Origin of the sequence: Sphingomonas kyeonggiensis, assembly GCF_014204495.1 — a bacterium.
In the GTDB taxonomy this organism is placed as follows: Bacteria; Pseudomonadota; Alphaproteobacteria; order Sphingomonadales; family Sphingomonadaceae; genus Sphingomonas; species Sphingomonas kyeonggiensis_A.
This window is the reverse complement of record NZ_JACHLN010000002.1, coordinates 1,177,302-1,197,597: the sequence shown is the minus strand read 5'-3', so window position 1 is coordinate 1,197,597 and position 20,296 is coordinate 1,177,302. Positions and strand designations below refer to the sequence as shown.

12 protein-coding genes are annotated in these 20,296 nt (G+C 67.0%); 6 read left to right on the top strand and 6 right to left on the bottom strand.

Features of this window, described 5'->3' with window-relative positions:
- The first annotated feature begins 69 nt into the window (after positions 1–69).
- From HNP52_RS13280 to HNP52_RS13260, 5 genes are all read left to right on the top strand, one after another.
- Positions 70–2,967 carry a TonB-dependent receptor gene (locus tag HNP52_RS13280; RefSeq protein ID WP_260396077.1) on the top strand — a complete coding sequence of 966 codons (2,898 nt, stop codon included), beginning with the start codon at positions 70–72 and terminating at the stop codon, positions 2,965–2,967.
- Positions 2,968–3,137: 170 nt separating this feature from the next.
- Positions 3,138–4,190, top strand: a complete 1,053-nt coding sequence (locus HNP52_RS13275; protein WP_311768460.1) for a glycoside hydrolase family 43 protein — start codon at positions 3,138–3,140, stop codon at positions 4,188–4,190.
- 44 nt (positions 4,191–4,234) lie between these two features.
- Positions 4,235–6,574: a GH92 family glycosyl hydrolase gene (locus HNP52_RS13270; RefSeq protein ID WP_311768459.1), complete on the top strand. Its 2,340-nt coding sequence runs from the start codon at positions 4,235–4,237 to the stop codon at positions 6,572–6,574.
- A gap of 22 nt (positions 6,575–6,596) precedes the next feature.
- Entirely contained in the window at positions 6,597–8,033 is a 1,437-nt protein-coding gene (locus HNP52_RS13265) for a glycoside hydrolase family 125 protein (RefSeq protein ID WP_184167826.1), read from the top strand.
- Positions 8,034–8,050: 17 nt separating this feature from the next.
- Positions 8,051–10,369, top strand: coding sequence for a GH92 family glycosyl hydrolase (locus HNP52_RS13260; RefSeq protein ID WP_184167824.1), 2,319 nt, complete (start codon positions 8,051–8,053; stop codon positions 10,367–10,369).
- Between the two features lie 125 nt (positions 10,370–10,494).
- On the opposite strand, the gene HNP52_RS13255 is transcribed toward HNP52_RS13260, so the two are convergent.
- Together HNP52_RS13255 and HNP52_RS13250 are read right to left on the bottom strand one after the other, a co-directional pair.
- Entirely contained in the window at positions 10,495–11,718 is a 1,224-nt protein-coding gene (locus tag HNP52_RS13255) for an ROK family transcriptional regulator (RefSeq protein ID WP_184167822.1), read from the bottom strand.
- Positions 11,719–11,744: 26 nt separating this feature from the next.
- Positions 11,745–13,070, bottom strand: coding sequence for a sugar porter family MFS transporter (locus HNP52_RS13250; RefSeq protein WP_184167820.1), 1,326 nt, complete (start codon positions 13,068–13,070; stop codon positions 11,745–11,747).
- 132 nt (positions 13,071–13,202) lie between these two features.
- On the opposite strand from HNP52_RS13250, the gene HNP52_RS13245 reads away from it, so the two are divergent.
- Complete coding sequence (locus HNP52_RS13245; protein WP_311768458.1) at positions 13,203–14,150, top strand: ROK family protein; 948 nt, start codon at positions 13,203–13,205, stop codon at positions 14,148–14,150.
- Positions 14,151–14,232: 82 nt separating this feature from the next.
- Here the strand turns inward: HNP52_RS13245 and HNP52_RS13240 are convergent, their stop codons facing one another.
- The 4 genes from HNP52_RS13240 to HNP52_RS13225 all read right to left on the bottom strand — a co-directional run bounded on the left by HNP52_RS13240 (position 14,233) and on the right by HNP52_RS13225 (position 19,983).
- Positions 14,233–15,300, bottom strand: coding sequence for a glycosyltransferase family A protein (locus HNP52_RS13240; protein WP_184167816.1), 1,068 nt, complete (start codon positions 15,298–15,300; stop codon positions 14,233–14,235).
- On the bottom strand, positions 15,297–17,711 hold the full coding sequence (locus HNP52_RS13235) for an aminotransferase class I/II-fold pyridoxal phosphate-dependent enzyme (protein ID WP_260396076.1): 2,415 nt from the start codon (positions 17,709–17,711) through the stop codon (positions 15,297–15,299). Before HNP52_RS13235 ends, HNP52_RS13240 begins: the two co-directional genes overlap by 4 nt.
- Positions 17,712–17,806: 95 nt before the next feature.
- A complete protein-coding gene (locus HNP52_RS13230) occupies positions 17,807–18,256 on the bottom strand; it encodes a YaiI/YqxD family protein (protein ID WP_184167812.1) in 450 nt (149 codons plus the stop codon).
- Positions 18,253–19,983, bottom strand: coding sequence for a DEAD/DEAH box helicase (locus HNP52_RS13225; RefSeq protein ID WP_184167810.1), 1,731 nt, complete (start codon positions 19,981–19,983; stop codon positions 18,253–18,255). The genes HNP52_RS13230 and HNP52_RS13225 overlap by 4 nt, the downstream gene beginning before the upstream one ends.
- Between the last annotated feature and the right edge of the window lie 313 nt (positions 19,984–20,296).

Here is a 20,296-nt window from a genome sequence, read left to right as displayed (position 1 = left end):
CGCACGCCATTGGCCGGTCGTAACCGGCTGATATGCCAACTGCTTGCATCGGCCAGCATCGCGATCACGATGAGCGGTGTGGCCCATGCCCAGGATGCCGCCCCGGCCGCACAGGACGCGGGGCAGGCACAGCAGGATGCGGGTGCCCAGGGTGGCGACATCATCGTCACCGGCTATCGCGGCTCGATCGAGAAGAGCCTCAACCAGAAGCGCGAGGCCAACGCCTTTGTCGACGTGATCACGGCCGAGGACATCGGCAAGTTCCCGGACAAGAACGTCGCGGACTCGCTGCAGCGCGTGCCGGGCGTCATCATCGATCGTGACGGCGGCGAAGGCAGCCGGGTCAGCATCCGCGGCCTCAGCTCCGACCTGACGCTGACCGAGCTCAACGGCAACTTCATCGCTTCGGCCGACAGCGGGGACCCCTCGCGCTCGTTCAACTATCTGCTGCTGCCCTCGACGCTGATCGGCAGCGTGGAAGTGTACAAGTCGCCCGAAGCGCGCCTCGACGAAGGCGGCGTGGGCGGCGTCATCATCAACCGCACGCGCAAGCCGTTCGACCTCAAGCCCTGGTCGGGCACCGTCTCCGCCGAGGGCACCTATTCGGACGTGACCAAGAAGGTCGAGCCGAACGTCTCGGGCCTGCTCTCCTGGCACAATGAGGACAAGACGCTGGGCTTCCTGGTCGGTGCCACCTACCAGGTGCGCACGAACCGCTCGCTCAGTGCGTCGGGCGACAGCTGGCACTGGTGGACCGACGACAAGGCCACCGATCCGGCGACCGACGTCAACGGCAAGACCTTCGCCAATGATTCCGCCATCGACTATTGGAACAGCGGCAACAACGCCGGCACGACCACGCGCGACGGCAAGCATTACAGCGGCTATTGGGCACCCCAGTCGGTCAGCGAAACGATCATGGAGCAGAAGCGCAAGCGCCTGGGCATCCAGGCGACGGCGCAGATGAAGCCGTTCGACAATCTCGAGATCACGGCGAACTATTTCCGCTTCCAGCTGAACGGCGACTACACCCGCAGCAGCATCAAGATCCCCGAATGGGGCTATGGCAATTTCTTCACCGGCGCGACGTTCGACAAGAGCGGCACGGTCCTGACCGGTGCCACCTTCGAGGTTCCGCCCGAAGGCACGGGCTGCCGCGTTCCCGGCAACATGTGCACGATGGAAACCCCGGCACCGCAGGACACCTATGTCCGCGAGAAGAGCGTTTCCAACACCTATGAAGTGCGCGGCAACTGGGAACTCGGCCACCTGAACGTCGACTTCGTCTTTGGCAAGACCAAGGCGACCGGCGGTCCGTCGTTCCAGTTCTATGCCCAGGCCAAGCCGCGCAACGGCTCGGTCAACGGCAACTCGCTCAGCGCCTGGAACTTCACCGATCAGTCGATCGCGATGAACTTCTCGCCCAACGTGATCCAGAACATGCTGAACGGCGTGGCGCAGATCGACCTGGGTTCGACGGGCTCGGGCTTCACCAACAGCTCGCTCTCGCAGCGCTATGCCCAGGTCGATCTGACCCGGAAGTTCGACTCGCCCTTCTTCGACTCGATCCAGGTCGGTGCGAAGTGGCGCGATGCCGCCATCCACCGCGAGACCGGTCGCTTCGAATGGTATTCGGACGCTGCCAACACCCTGCGCTTCCAGGATACGCCGGGTGGCGCGCTGGCGCTGCCGGAGATCTTCTACCCGAGCTCGCTCGGCAACATCGCCGGCGGGTTCCAGACGAGCGCTTTCCCGGCGATCAACATCCGCAACTATATCGACTATCTGAACAAGACCTATAACGGCCCGGTCCGCGTTCCCGAGCCGCAGAACGTCTACAACATCGGCGAGCGCATCTGGGCCGGCTATGGCCAGTTGAACTTCAAGACGAGCACGGTTCGCGGCAATATCGGCCTGCGCGTGGTGAACACCAAGCAGGACGGCACCTCGACCGACCGCATCACCTACGAGAACGAGTATTGCGTCAACGGACCGGGTGGCGCGTTCGATCCGAACAAGCCCGTGGGCGCGGACGGCAACTGCTCGGTGATCCCGGAATCGCAGCGCCAGGTCCGCGTGTTCAGCCCGAACTCGGAGAGCAAGACCTACACGGACTTCCTGCCGAGCTTCAACATCTCGTGGGACGTGACGCCGAACCTGCTGCTGCGTGCGGCGGCGTCGAAGGTGATCGCGCGGCCGGGCTATGGCGACCTGGCGGGCTCGCGCGGCCTGACCTTCAACTCGGATGCGTTCGTGTTCGACCGTGCCCAGTTCGGCGCGCGACCGGGCTGGTTCGGCGATGGCGGCAATTTCGACCTGAAGCCGTTCAACGCCTGGCAGTATGACTTCGGCGTGGAATGGTATTTCCACCGTGGCTCGGTGCTGGGTGCGACCCTGTTCCGCAAGGATGTGAAGGACTTCATCGTGCCGGTTGTGATCGACCTGCCGCAGGAAGTCGCCGGCCAGACCGTCACGGTCCAGCAATATGCGACCCAGGCCAATGGCTCGAGCGCCGTGTCGCAGGGTGTCGAAGTCTATGCCCAGCACACGCTGGACTTCGGCCTCGGCGCGCAGGTGAACTTCACCTACAACGACACGTCGATGGCGGACGTCGCGCTGAACGGGAAGAAGCTTGGTGAATCGCCCCTGGTGGGCAGCGCCAAGACCCAGCTCAATGCGTCGATCTTCTACGAGCACGGCCCGATCCTGGTGCGCGCTTCGTACAATCGCCGCGGCGAGGTGGTGCGCGGGCTGTCGTCCGGCCTGAACGTCTATGACGATCCCTATGAGCAGGTCGACCTCAACGCTGCAGTCGACGTCTTCAAGAACTTCCAGATCACCGGCTCGGTCATCAACCTGACCAAGTCGGAGCAGCGCCAGCACCTCGGCAACGACACGAAGGACCGGTTCATTTCGAACGTCTATTCGGGCCGTCGCTTCTATCTCGGCATGGCATACAAGTTCTGATCATCGAATGAGTCAGCCCCCTGACTCAGGAGGTGGCCCTTTCCCCCCGGGCCACCTCCACCCCCCGTTTCAGTGGGAGGCAGGGGAGAGGGCGACACTCATGCAGCCGCCGGGTCCTTCGCGGTCCGGCGGCCCATGACTTCGGGGTGGAGGAATAAGGGGACGGTCGCGTGAACAAGATCCGGGCAGGCATCATCGCCGCCGCTGCCACCATGATGACCGCGGGTATCGCCTGGGCGGCGAATCCGATCGTGAAGGGCTGGTACGCCGATCCGGAGATCCGCGTGTTCGGCGGGAAATACTGGATCTACCCGACCTATTCCGACGATTACGGCGCGCCCGACGTGACCAGGCGCTTCACGCCGCACCAGATCGAGCTGCGCAAGCAGAAGACGGTGCGTCCGTCCTATGTGCAGCAGACCTTCTTCAACGCCTTCTCGTCGCCCGACCTGGTCCACTGGACCAAGCACAGCCATGTCCTCGACGTCGAGAACATCGCCTGGGCGGGCTATGCGATCTGGGCGCCCTCCGTGCTTGAGCACAAGGGGCGCTATTACATGTTCTTCAGCGCCAACGACATCCAGAGCGATGCGGAGGTCGGCGGCATCGGCCTGGCGGTTTCGGACAAGCCGGGCGGGCCGTTCAAGGACGCGCTGGGCAAGCCGCTGATCGGCAAGTTCCACAATGGCGCCCAGCCGATCGACCCGTTCGTCTACCGCGACGACGACGGGAAGGTGTACCTCTTCTACGGCGGCTGGAAGCACTGCAACGTGGTGCAGCTGAGCGACGACCTCCGCTCGGTCGTCCCCTTCGCGGACGGCAGCACCTACAAGGAAATCACGCCGCCCGGCTATGTCGAGGGATCGTTCCTGATCAAGCGCAAGGGCGTCTACTACCTGATGTGGTCGGAGGGCGGCTGGACCGGCCCCGACTACAGCGTCGCCTATGCCACCGGGCCGACCGCGCTCGGGCCGTTCACCCCCAAGGGCAAGATCCTCGAGCAGGACTTCAAGATCGCGCGCGGCGCGGGCCATCACTCGGTCGTCAACGTGCCCGGCACCGACGACTGGTACATCGTCTATCACCGCCGCCCGCTGGGCGACGACAAGGGCGAGCATCGCGAGATGGCGATCGACCGGATGGAGTTCGCCGCGGACGGCTCGATCAAGCCGGTGGTGATGACGAATGAAGGCGTGAAGCCGCGGCCGTTCAAGGCGCGGTAACGGACACAAGCAGCTACGAAATCGAGCAGGGGAGTATTGGGATTGTGAGGAAGTTCATCGGCGCGTGCTGCATCTCGGCAATGCTGCTCACCAGTGCGCTCGGCACGACCATGGCGCCGGCACTGGCGCAGACGGCGGAGCCCGCCCTGGTCGACCTGATCAACCCGCTGATGGGCACCGACAGCAGCTATGAGCTGTCCTATGGCAACACCTATCCGGCGGTGGCCGTGCCCTGGGGCATGAACTTCTGGACGCCGGTCACCGGCAAGATGGGCAATGGCTGGGGCTACACCTACAGCGCGCACAAGATCAACGCGATCAAGCAGACCCACCAGCCCAGCCCCTGGATGAACGACTATGCCGCGTTCGGCCTCTTCGCCGAGACCGGCCCGCTCAAGGTCAAGGAAGACGAGCGGGCCTCCTGGTACAGCCACAAGGCAGAGGAAGCGCGCGCCTATGGCTACAAGGTCTATCTCGCCGACTATGACGTGACTGCGGAGGTCACGCCGACCAACCGCGCCGCCAGTTTCCGTTTCACCTTCCCCAAGGCGGATGACGCGCACATCCTGATCGACGGCTATGCCGGCGGCTCGATGGTGAAGATCGACGCCGCGAACCGCCGCATCATCGGCTATGTCCGCAACAATCACGGCGGCGTGCCGAGCAACTTCCACAATTACTTCGTTGCCCAGTTCGACAAGGATTTCGAAGTCACCCGCACCTGGGACGACAACGGCCAGGTCTCGGGCGCCAACGCCAGCGAAGGCGATCATGTCGGCGCGGTGGTGAGCTTCAAGACGCGTGCGGGCGAGCAGGTGAACGTCAAGGTCGCCTCGTCCTTCATCAGCCCCGAACAGGCCGCGCTCAACCTCGATCGCGAGCTGGGCAAGGACAGCTTCGACCAGACCCAGGCCAAGGCGCGGGCGGAATGGGAGAAGGAACTCTCCAAGGTCCAGGTGAGCGATCCGAACCTCGACAACCGCGGGACCTTCTACTCGGCGATGTACCGCATGCTGCAGTTCCCGCGCATGTTCCACGAGGTCAATGCCGCCGGAAAGACCGTCCACTACAGCCCCTATGACGGCAAGGTGCACGACGGCTTCCTCTACACCGACAACGGCTTCTGGGACACGTGGCGCGCGGTCTTCCCCTGGTTCGCGCTGATGAACCCGGAGCGCGACAGCGAGATCATGCAGGGGCTGGTCAACACCTACAAGGAATCCGGCTGGCTGCCCGAATGGGCGAGCCCGGGGCACCGCGACGTGATGATCGGCTCCAACTCGGCCAATCTGATCGCCGACGCCTATCTCAACGGCGTGGGCGGCTTCGACGTCGAGACGCTGTACGAGGCGATGGTCAAGAACGCGACCACCTCGGAAGGACGTCCCCGGGACAAGCGCGGCAACGTCGTCGGCGCGGTCGGCCGTGAGGGCGTCGAATATTACAACAAGCTCGGCTACGTCCCCTATGACGTGGGCATCAACGAGAATGCCGCGCGCACGCTCGAATATGCCACCGCCGACTTCTCGCTCTCCCGCCTCGCCGCCGCGCTGGGCAAGACCGAGGACGCGAAGAAATACGCCGCGCAGGCGCAGAACTATCGCAAGCTGTTCGACCAGGAGAGCGGCTGGATGCGCGGCCGCAACCAGGACGGCAGCTGGTCCAAGCCGTTCAATCCCTACAAATGGGGCGATGCGTTCACCGAGGGCAATTCGCTGCATTACAGCTGGTCAGTGATGCAGGACGTGCAGGGCCTGATCGACCTGATGGGCGGCGACCGGAAGTTCACCGACCGGCTGGACTCGATCTTCTCGACCCGACCGATCTTCGACGACAGCTATTATGGCCAGGTGATCCACGAGATCCGCGAGATGCAGATCGTCAACATGGGCCAGTACGCCCATGGCAACCAGCCGATCCAGCACATGATCTACCTCTATGACTGGGCCGGCCAGCCATGGAAGGCGCAGGCGCATGTCCGCGACGTGATGAAGAAGCTCTATTCGGCAGCGCCCGATGGCTATCCGGGCGACGAGGACAATGGCCAGACCTCGGCCTGGTACGTCTTCTCGGCGCTGGGCTTCTACCCGGTGACGCCGACGGTGGGCCAATATGCCATTGGAAGCCCGCTGTTCCGCAATGTCCGTCTGACCATGCCGGGCGGCAAGGTGCTCAACATCGAGTCCGCCAACAACAGCGACAGGAACGTCTACATCCAGTCGGTCACGCTGAACGGCAAGGCGCATGACAAGCCGTTCTTCACGCGTGAGCAACTGCAGGGCGGCGGCACGCTGCGCTTCGTGATGGGGCCGAACCCGAACACCAAATGGGGCATCGCGAAAGCCAATGCGCCCTTCTCGATGAGCGCGCCGGCGGCGCGCTGAACAACAAGAACAGGAGAGGGTGATGAAGCGTCGTGAGGTGATGATGGGGGCAGGGGCGCTGGCGATGTCGGCGTCCCTGCCGGTGCGGGCACTGGCGGCCGGGCAGGTGGAAGGTTTCGCGTCGAAGCGCCCGCCGGTCGGCCAGCGTGGGTTCGTCAGCAAGGCGGTGGAGGCAGAGATCAAGGCGGTGAAGGCGAAGATCGCCGATCCCGAACTCGCCTGGCTGTTCGAGAATTGCTACCCCAACACGCTCGACACCACCGTCCGGCTCGGCACGGTGGACGGCAAGCCCGATACCTTCGTCATCACCGGCGACATCGATGCGATGTGGTTGCGCGACAGCTCGGCCCAGCTCCAGACCTATGTCCACCTCACGCCCAGGGACGCGGACCTCCGCCGCGTCTTCCAGGGCGCGATCCAGCGCCAGGCGCGCTGCATCCTGATCGATTCCTACGCCAACGCCTTCACCCCGGACCCGACCGCCAAGTCGAACCTGTCGGCGGTGAACGACAAGACCGATATGAAGCCCGGCGTCGCCGAGCGGAAATGGGAGATCGACTCGCTCGCATATACGATGCGCCTCGCCCACAGCTACTGGACCGCGACCCGCGACAAGACGCCGTTCGACGCGCTCTGGGCCCAGGGCGCGGCGCGGGCGGTGGCGACCTTCCGCGAGCAGCAGCGCAAGGACGGACCCGGCCCGTACCATTTCCAGCGCGTCGATCCGTCGCCGACCGAGACGCTGATGTTCGGCGGATTTGGCGCGCCGACCCGCAAGGTCGGGCTGATCCATTCGGGCTTCCGCCCGTCGGACGATGCCTGTGTCTTCCCCTTCCTGATCCCGTCCAACCTGTTCGCGGTCTCCGCGCTCAAGATGCTCGCCCAGGTGCACCATGAAGCACGCGGTGACACGGCCGCGGCGCAGGATGCGCTGGCGCTCGCCGCCGAAGTCCAGGCCGCGCTCGACGCGCACGGCAAGATGCCCGACGGGAAGGGCGGCGAGGTCTGGGCCTTCGAAGTCGATGGCTATGGCAATGCCATCTTCATGGACGATGCCAACGTCCCCAGCCTGTCGGGCCTGCCGCTGCTCGGCGCCGCCGACAAGCGCGATCCGCTCTATGTCCGCACCGCCGCGCTCGCCTGGAGCGAGCGCAACCCCTATTTCTTCAAGGGCAAGTTCGGCGAAGGCATTGGCGGGCCGCATATCGGCATGGACATGATCTGGCCGATGTCGCTGATCACCCGCGCGCTGATCCACGACGATGACGCGACGGTGGCCCAGTGCCTCAAATGGCTCAAGGCCTCGCATGGTGGCACCGGCTTCATGCACGAGAGCTTCCACAAGGACGATCCCGCCAACTTCACGCGGAGCTGGTTCGCCTGGGCCAATGGCCTGTTCGGCGACCTGATCCTCGACATCGCCCGGCGCAAGCCGGCGCTGCTCGCACAGAAGCTCTAGGGAAGGGCAGGACCCGCATGATCACCGCAAATCGCCGCCAGCTGCTCGCCGGAGCCGGCACCATCGCGCTCGGCTCCGCGCTCCCGGGGGCCGCCGCCGCCCAGGGCGCCGCGCCGGGCAAGCCCAATCTGTTCGTCGGCACCGGCGGGCACGGCCACACCTTCCCGGGCGCCTCGCTGCCCTTCGGCATGGCGCAGCTGAGCCCGGATACCGACAATGCCCGCTGGGATGCCTGTTCGGGCTATCACCGCGGCGACACCTCAATCATGGGCTTCTCGCACACCCATCTCTCGGGCACCGGCATCGGCGACATGCTCGACGTGCTGGTGGTGCCGACGCGCGGGCCGCTGCAGCTCGATCCCGGCACGCTCGAGAACCCGGACCTCGGCTATCGCCAGCGCTTCTCGGAGGAAGCGGCCGAGCCCGGCTATTACCGGGTGAAGCTGGAGAGCGGGGTGCTCGCCGAGCTGACGGTGACCGAACGCACCGGCCTGCACCGCTATCATTTCCCTTCAGGCGCCGGGCACATCCTGGTCGACTTCGCGCACATGATCCGCGACGTCTGGGACAAGGGCGTGACGCTCGACAATGCCTCGCTCCAGCTTGACGCGAACTTCATGCTCACCGGCAGCCGCCGCGTGCACCGCTGGGCGAAGGGGCGGATGATCCACTTCGCGATGCAGCTGTCGCGCAAGCCCGACCGCGTCGAGTTCTTCGGCGACGACAACAAGCCGGCGGCCAAGGGCGCCCGGTCGATCGCCGGCAACCGGCTCAAGGTCGCCCTGTTCTTCGACGACGCGGGCGGCGAGCCGATCCAGATCAAGACGGGCATCTCCGCGGTCGATGTCGCCGGCGCGAAGGCGGCGCTGGCGGGCGAGGCGCCGGGCTGGGACTTTGACGGCGCGGCGAGCAAGGCGCGGCGGCTCTGGGCGAAGGAGCTCGACCGCGTCCGCGTGGCGGGCGGCAGTGCGGACCAGCGCACGATCCTGGCGAGCGCGCTCTATCACTGCTTTCTCGCGCCGACGCTCTTCACCGATCGCGACGGCCGCTATGTCGGGATGGACCAGCAGGTGCATAAGGTGCCGGCGGGCGAGGCCTCGTTCAGCACCTATTCGCTGTGGGACACCTATCGCGCGCTGCATCCGCTGCTCACTTTGGTGCAGCCCGATCGCGCCGCCACCTTCACCCGCGACCTGATCCGCCAGACCCAGCAGAGCCCCTATGGCCCGCCGGTGTGGCAGCTCCAGGGGATCGAGACCGGCTGCATGATCGGCTGGCATTCGGTCTCGGTGCTCGCCGAGGCGCATGCCAAGGGCATCAAGGCCGATTATGCCGCCGCCTGGCCGAACATCCGCCGGCGCGCCTTCGATCGCGACTTCAAGGACAGCGACGGCTCGCTGGGCCGCGGCTATTATTACGACCTGGGCTATATCCCCGCCGACAAGATCTGGGAGTCGGTCAGCCGGACCCAGGAATATGCCTATGACGACTGGGCGATGGCGGTGCTCGCCGATGCCGCGGGCGCAAGGGACGACGCAGCGGCGCTGCGCAAGCGCAGCCTCAACTATCGCAACGTGCTCGATGCCTCGACGCGCTTCGCCCGGCCGAAATTCTCGGACGGGAAATGGTGGGCGGCCTATGATCCGATCCAGATCGGCCATGATCCCAAGCTACACCGCGACTATACCGAGGCGAATGGCTGGCAGGCGACCTTCCTCAACCAGCATGACGTGCACGGCCTGATCGCGCATTTCGGCGGTGACGCCGCCTTTGTGGAAAAGCTCGACGCACTGTTCAACGCGCCCTCGACGCTGCCCGACAATGCGCCGCCCGACATCTCCGGCCTAGTCGGCCAGTACGCGCATGGTAACGAGCCGAACCACCATGTCGCCTATCTCTACGCCTATGCCGGCGCCCCGGCGAAGACCCAGGCGATGGTCCGCCGCCTGTGCCTGGAGATGTACAAGAACGATCCCGACGGCGAGATCGGCAATGACGATTGCGGCCAGATGAGCGCCTGGTTCGTCTTCTCGGCGCTCGGCTTCTATCCGGTCGATCCGGTCAGCGCGCTCTATGTGTTCGGTTCGCCGCTGTTCGACCGTGTCGAGCTCGATCTGGGCGGCGGCAGGACGCTGCGGGTGGTGGCGAACGGCAATGGTGCCGACCGTCCATACATCCAGTCGGTCCGCTGGAACGGCAAGCCGTGGACCAGGAACTGGATCGCCCATGTCGATCTGGCGAAGGGCGGCGAGCTGGTGTTCGAGATGGGCGACAAGCCGTCCAGCTTCGGCACCGCCAGGGCCGATCGCCCACCTTCGTTCGGGCACACCGGTTAGGGCATCTCGGTTCCCCGGCGAAAGCCGGGGCCCAGGGTAACAAAGCGATACGGCAGAGAAACCCTGGGCCCCGGCTTTCGCCGGGGAACGGCTAAACCAGCCGCTGCACCTGGACGGCGGCCAGATTAGGCGTCGATTCCGTCCATCTCCGCATCGGCGCTGCCTTGCGCCTTCCACAGCGCGCCCGGCTTGGGCAGCAGGAAGTGGCTGAACGGCAGGATCGCGGCACCCACGGCGGGCGCGTCTTCCGACAAAGCGGCGCGGGCGACCGGCGCCACGGCCGGCAGTTGCGGCGCCCGCTCGCGCATCAGCGCGTCGGTGCGGGCCGCCAGCGCATCGAGCTGCGCGGTGGGCAGCCGGCCGCCGAGCAACACGACCGCGGGGTTGATCAGGCAGTTCACCGCGTCGAGCGGCACCGTCAGCTGATGCGCCGCGCGCTCGGTCCAGTCGGCGATGCAGTGCTGCACCGATGCCTCGGGCGTCCGGCTGCGGGCGTCGGCCAGGCTGTGGCCCGCCGCCTCGAGGCTGCGGGTCAGGCCGGAGAGCGACACCAGGCTCTGGATCTGCTCGCCGGTCTCGCCCTGCGCGCGCATGAAGCCCAGCTCGCCGCTGCGCCCGTCCGCGCCGCGGATATAGGTGCCGTCGATCACCAGGCCGCCGCCCAGGCCCGAGGACAGCAGGATGTAGAAGAAGCTGTTGTTGCTCTGGCCGTGGCCAAGCTGCATCTCGCCCATCGCGGCGGCCGCGGCGTCGTTCTCGACGAACACCGGCAGGTTGAACGGCTCGTCGAACAGCGCGGCGATGTCCGTCTGTTCCCAATCGGCATAGTTGGCCGGGCGGCCCGGCAGGTCGACCAGCCCAAGATCGTCGGGCATCGCCACGCCCAGCCCGACCACCTTGGCCACGTCGACATCCGCCCGGCGCAGCATGTTCTTGATCGAACGGCGATAGAGCGCGCGGACCTGGCCGGGCAGGGCGAAATCGACATCCTCGGTGGTGCGCATCAGCGTCTCGCCCGAGAAGTCGACCAGCACGATAGTGATATGGTCGCGGTCGATATTGACCCCGATCGAATAGCAGGCGTCGCGCTTCACGATCAGCGCGGTCGGTGGCTGGCCGCGGCCGCCACGGCGCTGGCCGGCTTCCTCGATCAACCCGTCCTGGAGCAGGCGCTTGGTGATGTTGGCGATCGCCGGGCCGGTGAGCCCGGTGATCCGTGCCAGCTCGACGCGGGTCAGCGGCCCGAGCACGCGGATCGCGTGCAGCGTCACGCGCTGGTTGTGATCGGCGGCACGTTCGAGATTAGTACCGGAAAGGCGCGGCCTGGCGCGGCGGGCACTGCTCGTCATGCCAAGCTCATCTCCATCACGTGCCCTCATTTCCCTTCGAGCGTTCCTTCCAGCCGCTCGAGCGAAATGCCGCGCGTTTCAGGGAAGTATCGCCATACTATGACAAACTGCACCAGCATTGCACCGGCGAACAGCCAGAAAGGCAAGGCCTGCGTATATTGCGCGACGATCGGGAAGCCGAAAGCGAGAAGCGCATTCATTCCCCAATGGGTCGCGCTGCCGATCGCCTGGCCGCGGGCGCGCACCGCGGTGGGGAATATCTCCGACAGATAGACCCAGATCACCGCGCCCTGCGAGACCGCGAAGAACAGGATGAAGGCGATCAGCGCGGGCAGCAGGAACATCTGCCCTTGGCCCAGTGTGTAGATCGTCGCGACGGCGGCGAGCGCCAGCGCGGTGCCGATCGCGCCGATCAGCAGGAGAAGCTTGCGGCCGACCTGATCGATCACCGCCAGGCCGAGCAGGGTGGCGAGCAGGTTGGCGACGCCGATCGCCACCGCCTGCAGGTCCGCCGATACCGCGCTGAACCCGGCGGCGGCGAAGATGTCGCCCAGATAATAGAGGATCGCATTGATGCCCGAGAGCTGGTTGAACAGCGCCAGCGCGAATGCGAGCAGGATCGGGCGGCGGTGGAGCGTCCAGCTAAGCCGGGCGGCGCTGCCCGGCACGGACGCCGCGCTGAACTGGGTGAGCAGCGTTTCGGGATCGCCCATCCGCAGCGTGCGGATCGCGTTGCCGGCCTCGGCGAGGCGGCCGCGCTGCGCTAGCCAGCGCGGGCTGTGCGGGATTCGCAGGAGCAGCAGCAGGAAGAGCAGGGCCGGCGCCGCCGCCACCGCCAGCTTCACGCGCCAGGCCAGCTCGCCGTCGATCGCGCGGGCGATCAGGAAGTTGCTCACATAGGCGGCGAGGATGCCGATCACGATGCTGAGCTGGAACAGGCCGACCAGTGCCCCGCGCCGCTCGGCCGGGCTGACCTCGGCGATATAGACCGGCGCCAGCACCGAGGAGCCACCGATCGCGAGCCCGCCGATGAACCGGAAGGCGACGAGCATCGCCAGGCCGTCCGCCGCCGCCGAACCGATGGCCGAGAGGATATAGGCGCCGGCGATCCAGTAGAGCATCGTGCGGCTGCCGAAGCGGTCGCCCGGCGGTCCCGCGCCCAGCGCGCCGACCAGGGTGCCGACCAGTGCGGCGGACACGGCCGCGCCCAGTTGCGCCGGGCTCAAATGGAAACTGTGCCGCAAGGCGTCGGTTACGCCGGCGATCACCGCCGTGTCGAAACCGAACAACAGGCCGCCCAGGCTGGCGGCGCCCACGGCCGATCGATTGAGCGTGCTCGCTCCCTTATCCATCGCAGACCCCTCTCCGGATCATTGAATTATCTAATTTGAAATATTAATGCAGCGGAAGCGCGTGACAAGAGACTCGTATAGATACGTGCCAAGTTATTGATGGGAGAGGGGAATGCAGTCGCTATCTGGTCCGTGCGCAGCAGCGTGGACGCTCTCGGCGTGACGATTCCCGATGGAAAGTCGACGCTTCGGGCCGGAATCGAGCTAGGCGGAACCAAGTGCGTCTGCACGCTGGCGAGCGGTCCGGACGACATTCGCGACCAGCGCACCGTGCCGACCACCCGGCCGGAGGAGACACTGCCGGCGATCCTCGCGATCCTGCGCGAATGGGATGCGGCGCACGGCTTTGCCGCGCTCGGCATCGCCTCTTTCGGCCCGATCGACATCAATCCGCAATCCGCCACCCATGGCCAGATCCTGGCGACGACCAAGGCGGCATGGCCGGGCACCGACGTGCTCGGCATCCTGTCGGCGCCCTTCGATGTGCCCGTCGGGTTCGATACCGATGTGAACGGTGCGGCGCTCGCCGAGATGGCCTGGGGCTCCGCGCAGGGGATGGATGACTTCGCCTATGTGACCGTGGGCACCGGCGTGGGGGTCGGCCTCGTCGTGCACGGCCTGCCGACGCGCGGCTTCGCGCATAGCGAGCTTGGCCATATCCGGGTGCCGCGCCTGCCCGGCGACGACCTGCCGAGCTTCTGCAGCTTCCACGACGATTGCGTGGAGGGGCTGGCCTCGGGCTCGGCGCTGAAGCTGCGCCTGGGCGGTCGATCGGTCGGCGAAGTGGCGGAGGACGATCCCGTCTGGGCGCCGATCGCCCATACGCTGGCAATGATGTGCCATGCGATCGTCTCTTCCACCGCGCCGCATCGCATTGCGATCGGCGGCGGCGTGGTGACCGGTCAGTCGCATTTGCTCGGCCGGATCGAAGCGGCGCTCCGTGCGAGCCTCAACGGCTATATGACGTTGCCGGACGACGGGCCGTACATCGTGGCACCTGCGCTGGGCGACAAGGCGGGGCCGCTTGGCGCCATCGCCGTCGCCGACCTCGCGCTTTCCAAGGCAGCTCCTGCCAGTTGAGCGGGCCGGGGCGGTCTTCGGCGGCCGCCCGCAAGCTCCCATCGATAGCCGTTCTGAGCCTGTACTTCGTGTACTTTCGATCTCAGAGCGCCACGCCGAACCCGCGGCCGATCGCCCGCACCCGGCCGATCAGCGGCGAGATCAGGCGGTCGGGGTCATTGGCGGGCAGGTGCACACTCTCCGGCAACACGCCCATCGCCTCGCGCATCGTCACCGCGCCCTGGCGGAGCGCCGGTCGAGCGACCAGCCACCACAGCCTGGCATGCTCGCCGTCCACCTCGATCCGCTCCTGCGGGGTCAGCGGGGTGCGGGCGACATGGTCGGCATGCAGGGTTGCCAGGATGCGCGACAGGCGGCTCAGCGTCTCGAGATCCGGTGCGGGGTCGCGCTGCATGAAATAGCGGACCACCAGCGCGGCATTGGCGGCTGCCTCGTCGCCGAACACCGGCAGATAGCGCTCGGTCAGCACTCGGCCGGCGCTGGCCGCCATCATCTCGGCAAAGCGCTTGGAGGCACCGCCGGGGTGGCAGCGATAGAGGAGCTGGGCATCGTCGAGTCGGGCGATCTGCCCGAAGCGGCCGAGCCGGTGATAGAGGTCGAAGTCCTCGGCATAGCGCACTTGGGGGCGCTCGAAGGGGTCGAGCAGCCGTGCCGCCTCCGCGCGGAACATGACGGTCGACCAGACCAGCGGGTTCTGGGTGAGCAACAGCCAGTCGATCATCGCCGGCGTGAGCGGGCGGTCGCCTGGCCAGGGGCTGACAATGCCGTTCTCGAGAAACTCGGCGGCGGTGCCGACCAGCACGGTCCCGGGATTGGCATCGAGATAGCCGACTTGCGTGGCGAAGCGGCCGGGCTTGCAAAGATCGTCCTGGTCGAGCCCCGCGATGTAGCGCCCGCGCGCCGCGGCGAAGCCGATATTGCGGGCGACGACCGGGCCGCCATTGGTCTCGGCATGGAGCACGGTGATGCGCGGATCGGTCAGCGTGGCGAGCAGGGCGCGCGTGTCGTCGGTCGAGCAATCGTCGACGATCACCAGCTCCCAGTCGCTGAAGCCCTGGGCGAGGACGGAGTCGATCGTCGCGCCGATCCAGGCCGCGCCGTTATAGGCGGGCATGACGACCGAGACAGTGGGAGCAGGCAGGCCGTTCACGCGGCGAGGCTCACGCTCTGCCCAAGCAGCTGGTCGACGATCAGCTGGCCGACATCGTTCTGCCACTGCCACAGGCCATTGGCCTTGCCCTTGAAGCTACGTTCGCCGCCGAGGCGCCCTTCGGGCACGAAGCCGGCGGCGAGGCCGATGCCATAGGCGCCGGGGATCGGCTGGCCCTCGGCATCGGTGACGCGGCAGAGCTGGTCGGCGAGGCGCGGCCGGCCCGGGGCGTGGGCGCTGAGCGCAATGCGCTGGCCCTCGGCATCGAGCAACGGCAGCGCGTGGGGACGATAGCCGAGCGCGGCGACGACGACGTCTGCCTCGGCGAGGATGCGGCTGGTCTCGGGATCGGGACCGCTGAGCTGCTGCAGCCGAACGCGCGGATCGGGCGTGCGCCCGCCGATGCGGAGCATGCGCAGGACCAGCTCGCGCGCCTCAAGCCGGAAGCCGGCAAGGCGATAGACGAAGCCGGAAAGCGAACAGATGTCGTCCGGGCCGAAAGCGGTGAAACCGTCTTCGCGGGCAGCCTCGGCCGAGGGGTACCAGGGGCGCAGGTCCTCCCGGTGGAGCAGGCTCAGGCTCTCCGCGCCAAACGCGATGTCCGACTTGAGCAGCAGTACGGCGGAGGCGATGGCCGAGGTGGAGGCGCCGATGATCGCGATCCTGGGCGCGCGCTTGCCGGCGATGCGGGTGCGCAGCCGGTCCATGCCGCCGGTACGCAGCATGTCGTCGCACAGCATCAGCCGCTCGCCGACCAGCTCGCCGAGCGGCGTGCCGGCGACGGGTGCCGCGGCGATGTCGCTGGCGGATTGGTAGCCACCGGTGGCGATGACGATGTTCTCGGACAGCAGTTCGCGTTCGGCGCCGGTGGCACGATTGCGAATCCGGGTGTGCCACAGGCCGGTGGCGGAGCGGCGGCTGTCGATGACCTCATGGCCGGTCAGCATCTGGCCGCCTGCTTCCGTCACGACGGCGCCGACGCGCTGGCCCATCGCCTCGAGGAATGGGCCGGTGCGGTGCAGCGGCACGCCGAGCTTGCCGATATAGGCGGCGATCTCGCGGGCAGCTGGGTGGTCGATCAGCGCGGCGATGCCGGGCTCGGGATTGTCCTTTACCGCGCTGAGGAAGGTCTCGGCGGTGCTGTCCGACGTGATGGCATAACCCGGCAGCTCGCCGGCGCCGAGACAATCGCCGCGCTCGACCAGGGCGAGGCCCGCGCCAAGCTCGCGCAATTTGCCCTTCTTGCTGGCCGAGATGAGGAAGGCGATGCCTGCCGGGCCGCCGCCGACAAGTACGGTGTTGAGGATGGGCTCGGGTGCGGACGGCACGACGATGCGCGGCTTGCGCAGCGCGGCATGCAGTGCGTCGCAGATGGTGGCGACGTCGCTTTCGCTCATCCGGTCGGTGACCGGGAGCGAGAGCATGCGGGCGGAGAGATCGTCGGCGACCGGAGTCGGTCCGGTGATGCAGGCTTCGCGGAAATAGGGCTGCTGGCCGATGTGCGGGCTGAAATAATGGCCGGAGCCGATACCCTGTTCGGCCAGGCTGGCCATGACCGCGGCGCGGTCCGTGCCCGCTGGGAGCAGCATCGGCATGAACTGCGCGACTTGCCTGCGGGCGTTGCCGCGCTGGAAGGTGACCGTGTCGCCGAGTTGCTCGCGATAGGCGCGGTCGAGCGCGGCGCGGTGCTCGGCCACGGCATCGATCTCGCTCAGCTTGGCGCGGGCCATCAGGCCGAGCAGCTCGGGAAGCTTGGCGTTGATGCCTTCCTGCGTCGCGGTGCGCGGGGCGCCGAAGCCGAAATTCTGCATGCGGCGCAGGATCTGGATGCGGTCCGGATCGGCGCTGTAGATCAGCCCGCCTTCCGCCGTGGCGAAGGTCTTGGTGGCGTGCATCGAGAAGATGCAGGTGAGGCGGCTGCCGGTGCCGAAGCCGCGGCCGGCGCAGTCGAGGCTGCCCAACGAGGCGGCGGCGTCGATCACCACGCCGACATTGTGGCGTTCGGACAGGGCCTCGTAATAGCCCAGATCGATGCCGGTGCCGAAGGTGTCATAGGGGACGACCACCGCCACTTCGTCGCCGTGGCGGGCGAGCTGGGCTTCGATTGCTTCCGCCGAGGCGGCCCAGTCATGCGGATCGCTGTCGACCAGGATCGGAGTGAGCCCTGCCCAGATCGCCGCATGCGCCGTGGCGGCGAAGGTGAAGGCCGGGACCAGGGCGTAGCGGCCGGATCTGCCGGCCTTGGCTTCGCGGATCGCCAGCAACAGGCCCAGGGTTGCGTTCGACACTGCCAGTGCCAGGCCTTCGCCGCCGAAGAGCTGGGCCACGGCCCGGCGCTCGAAATCGCGGACGATGGGGCCGCCGTTGCTGAAATAGCCGCTTGCCTCAAGCGCGCGCAGCTCTTCGGCCATTTCACTCAGCCTTGGCGGCTGTGGAGCGATCAGCGGTAGTTTCAGCATAGGTCCCTCATCCCCGATGCGGAACTATGCCTGCACGTCTCCTAAGATTAGGTAAGTCGCTTCAACGCGACCAGCTCACGGTCCAGCGCCTGCAAAAAATTCGAGCGGTCCGCGCTAGAGAAGGGATTCGAACCTCCGACCTGATCGCCGCCCGCACGCAGGTCCGCCATGATCGCGCGGGTGGCTATCGCCGCGCCGATCGAGTTCGCCGTGAAGGGCCGGCCGTTGGGCGCCAGCACCTTCGCGCCTGCCTTCAAGGCGCGATCCGCGAGCAGGATATCGGAGGTGATCACCACCGACCGCGCATCCGCGGCTTCCGCGATCCAGTCATCGGCGGCGTCGAAGCCGTCGCTGACCACCTGGCGGCTGACCAGCGGATGCTGGGGCACGCGCAGCCACGAATTGCTCACGATCACCACCGGCACCGCATGGCGCCAGGCGACCTTATAGACCTCGTCCTTCACCGGGCAGGCGTCGGCGTCGACGAGGATCCTCACCGGTGCGAGGGACCCCGGGCCGGCGGCGCCTTGCGATAGGGCCGGGCCTGATGGCGCGGCGCGCCCGGGCCACCCGGACCCCCGGCAGGACGGTTCGGACCGTTACGCTGCGGACGGGCACCCTGCGCCGGAGGCGCATCCGACGCCTCGATGCGGACGTCCTCGTCGCCCTCGGCGGTGCGTGCCACGGCAGCCATGAACTTGCTCGCCAGCGCGCGCGGAATCTGGAACGCGGTCTCGTTCGGCCCGATGCGGATCGCGCCGACCTCGTTCTTGGTGATGTGCCCGCGACGGCAGATCAGCGGCAGCACCCAGCGCGGATCGGCATTCTGGCGACGGCCGATATCCATGCGGAACCAGACGACGTCGTCGAACCCGGCGCGGTGTTGCCCGGCCTGGCGCTCCTCGCGGCGATCGCCCTGGCTGCTGAGCTCCTCGGGCGCCGGCATCGACGCACGGTGCGCACGCACGAGCGCGGCGGCGATCTCGGCGGGCGTCCGCTCGGCGAGCAGGCGCTCGGCGATGGCGGCATCCTCCTCGTCGACCTCGACCGGGGCAAGCAGTGCGGCGATCAGGCGCTCGCGGTCCTGGGCGCGGATCGCTTCGGGGCTCGGCACCTCGGTCCACTCGACCGGGATGCGGGCGCCCTTGAGCATCGATTCGACACGGCGGCGGCGCTGATAGGGGACGATGAGCACCGCGGTGCCCTTCTTGCCGGCGCGGCCGGTGCGGCCCGAACGGTGCTGGAGCGTCTCGGCATCGCGCGGCAGCTCGACATGGACCACCAGCGTGAGCGTCGGCAGATCGATGCCGCGCGCGGCGACGTCGGTGGCGACGCAGACCCGGGCGCGCTGATCGCGCAGCGCCTGCAGGGCGTGGTTGCGCTCGTTCTGCGAATGCTCGCCCGACAGCGCGACCGCCGAGAAGCCGCGCTCGACCAGCGTGGCATGCAGGTGGCGGACATTGTCGCGCGTCGCGCAGAACAGGATCGCCGTCTCCGCTTCGTGGAAGCGCAGCAGGTTGATCACCGCATGCTCGATGTCCGACGGGCTGACGGTGACCGCCTGATAGCTGATGTCGCCGTGGCCGCGATCCTCGCCCACGGTCGAGATGCGCAGCGCGTCCTTCTGGTAGCGCTTGGCCAGCGCCACGATCGGCTTGGGCATGGTCGCCGAGAAGAGCAAGGTGCGGCGGGTATCCGGCGCCCCGTCGAGGATCGCCTCGAGGTCGTCGCGGAAGCCCATGTCGAGCATCTCGTCGGCCTCGTCGAGGACGACGGCGCGCAGCGCGGTCAGGTCGAGCGCGCCGCGCTCGAGATGGTCGCGCAGACGCCCCGGGGTGCCGACGACGATATGCGCGCCATAGCTGAGCTGGCGGCGTTCCTTGGCGGCGTCCATGCCGCCGACGCAGGTGGCGATGCGCGCGCCGGTGGGGCCATAGAGCCAGATCAGCTCGCGGCTCACCTGGAGCGCCAGCTCACGGGTGGGGGCGATGATCAGCGCGTGCGGTTCGCGCGTCGGGATGATGCGGCCATCCTCGCCGAGCAGCTCGGGATGCATGGCGAGGCCGAAGGCCACGGTCTTGCCCGAGCCCGTCTGGGCGGAGACGATGAGGTCGCGGCCGGCGGCTTCCGGTTCGATGACGGCGGCCTGGACGGCGGTGGGCGCGGCATAACCACGCGCTGCGAGCGCTTCGGCGAGAAGCGCAGGGAGATCGGCAAATGACATGAGACCCCGCACATGGGCTCGCAAAGGCCGTATCGCAAGGGAAAAGAGGGTTGATTTGTCTCGACGTGGCTTTGTGTCGTGTGGGGAGAGGGGTGCGCAACTTAATGGCGGGATTGCGGGGTTTTTGGTTGCGCTATCATTTCGTCATCCCCGCGGAGGCGGGGATCCATTGGCGCTGAGCTGGTTGAGACTCGCTCCTGCCAGCCGGAATGGATCCCCGCCTTCGCGGGGATGACGGTCGGGGATGAAGTCTTTTGCGCTTCGTTACGGCGCTTGAGGGCGGTTGGGTTGCGAGGCCTCTTTCCCCGGCGAA